The following is a 941-nucleotide window of genomic DNA, read 5'->3' as shown; positions in this document are numbered from 1 at the left end:
TCTAAGAGTCTGAATCTGAATCGGTCTGATTGCATTACCCCCGAGCCAATCGCCGCATGATGAGTTTGACGCTGGCGATCATGACCCATGTTTCTGCTGTGGAGATCAAGGCTTCGAAGTCCTTGGCAAGGCGGCGATTGCGATTGAGCCAAGCCAAGGTGCGCTCGACGACCCAGCGGCGCGGCAATAGCACGAAGCCCTTGGCGGTATCGGAACGCTTGATGATCTCGACGGTCCATTTGCCGAGGGACTTGAGCGCCTGCGAGAGCTTGTCGCCGGCGTAGCCGCCGTCGGCGAAGAGATGGCGCAGCCATGGGTAGAGGCTGCGGATCGACGCAAGAACGGAAGGTGCGCCGTCCCGGTCTTGGATGCTGGCCTCGTGAACGACGGTTCCGACCAGCAAGCCACCGGTATCGGTGAGGATGTGTCGCTTGCGGCCCTTGATCTTCTTGCCGGCATCGAAGCCCCGTGGTCCGCCAGCCTCGGTCGTCTTGACCGACTGACTGTCGATTACCCCGGCCGTCGGGCTTGCCTCGCGGCCGACCGCTTCCCGTGCCTGCATCACGAGGTGATGGTTGATGGTCCGCCATCGACCGTCGTCCCGCCACTGGTAGAAGTAGCCCTGTACGGTGGTGAACGGCGGGAAATCCTTGGGCAGCATCCGCCATTGGCAACCGGTCTGGGCGATATAGAAGATGCCATCGACCACAGCCCGCAAATCCGTCGTGCGCGGTCGGCCTCGGCCAGATTTCGCTGGCAGAAATGAAGCGATGATTGCCCATTCTTCATCCGTCGTATCGCTTGCATACCGCAGTCCATCCCGCCGATACTTCGGGCGAGTGATTTCAGTCCACGTCATCTTGTGGCTCCGTCTTGATTCGCAACCAGACAGAATCACAACGCACTGAAATCACTCAACTTAATTTCCGGTCAGCCTCTAA

1 protein-coding gene is annotated in these 941 nt (G+C 59.5%); it reads right to left on the bottom strand.

Annotation, left to right across the window (positions count from 1 at the left end; genetic code table 11):
* Positions 1 to 34: 34 nt before the first annotated feature.
* On the bottom strand, positions 35 to 859 hold the full coding sequence (locus CU669_RS20935; RefSeq protein WP_112147520.1) for an IS5 family transposase: 825 nt from the start codon (positions 857 to 859) through the stop codon (positions 35 to 37).
* Between the last annotated feature and the right edge of the window lie 82 nt (positions 860 to 941).

It is taken from the genome of Paramagnetospirillum kuznetsovii, from assembly GCF_003284725.1.
GTDB classification, from domain to species: Bacteria; Pseudomonadota; Alphaproteobacteria; order Rhodospirillales; family Magnetospirillaceae; genus Phaeospirillum; species Phaeospirillum kuznetsovii.
This window is presented reverse-complemented; position numbering and strand designations above follow the sequence as displayed.